1 protein-coding gene is annotated in these 660 nt (G+C 48.5%); it reads left to right on the forward strand.

The window, feature by feature from the left end:
* The coding region (locus GY683_RS05150) for a DUF937 domain-containing protein (protein WP_297287725.1) at positions 1-655 on the forward strand (655 nt) is incomplete at its 5' end.
* Positions 656-660 lie beyond the last annotated feature (5 nt).

Genomic DNA, 660 nt, shown 5'->3' on the forward strand with positions numbered 1-660 from the left:
ACTGTTTATTTTTCTCAATTTTAAACTTGAATACATGGCAGATTTAATGGACCTCTTGAATGGTCAACTATCCGACGGAATGCTCGATATGCTAAGCCAACAAATGGGCGGCGCTGACAAAGAACAAACTGCTGCAGCAGCTTCTGGCATCATGTCCACTTTGATGGGCGCATTAGCAAAAAATGCATCCACAGAGGATGGTGCACAGTCACTCAACAACGCACTTGAAAACGATCACGATGGTAGCATCCTCGACGATGTAATGGGTATGCTCAGCGGTCAAAACGCAAAACCTGAGCACTCAAAAATGCTCAATGGTGGCGGCATCCTGAAGCACTTGCTAGGCGATCGCCAAGGTGGTGCTATCGACATGATCAGCAAAATGAGTGGCCTTTCTTCCGGCAATACAGGAAATCTGATGAGCATGCTCGCACCGCTCGTTATGGGTACACTTGGCCAGCAGAAGCGCCAAAGCGGCCTCGATGTAGGTGGCTTGATGAGTCTTCTCTCTGGCACTGTTGGTGGACGCAAAGACAAAGACCCGATGATGGGATTGGTTTCTTCATTCCTCGACAAAGATGGCGATGGCAGCATCGTTGACGACGTAGCCGGAATGGGCATGAAGATTTTGGGTGGTTTGTTTAAGCGCCGTTAATTCCT

Source organism: Moraxella sp. (genome assembly GCF_024227015.1).
Classification (GTDB): domain Bacteria; phylum Pseudomonadota; class Gammaproteobacteria; order Pseudomonadales; family Moraxellaceae; genus Moraxella.